Here is a 233-nt window from a genome sequence, read left to right on the forward strand (position 1 = left end):
TGCCGGCCATTTCTGCTTGATGAGCGATCTTTACTGCTGGATATATGCCGACGCATTTCATTAGTTTTATATTTACTTTATCATCTGCGTCTAATTTAATAATTTGGCGCATTTCACGATAATTTTTTAATCCCTCATCAATCATAAGCGGATGGTCTGTTTTCGAACTAATATGAGCCATTGCGTCAATTTCATCCGCTACAACTGGTTGTTCAATCCAGTCGATATTTAAA

At 36.9% G+C, this 233-nt stretch carries 1 protein-coding gene; it reads right to left on the minus strand.

From position 1 onward, the window contains the following. A partial coding sequence (locus JDS98_RS29935) for an enolase C-terminal domain-like protein (RefSeq protein WP_274605757.1) occupies positions 1 to 233 on the minus strand: 233 nt, incomplete at both ends.

The organism is Bacillus cereus group sp. N11, from assembly GCF_016483605.1.
Lineage (GTDB): Bacteria > Bacillota > Bacilli > Bacillales > Bacillaceae_G > Bacillus_A > Bacillus_A toyonensis.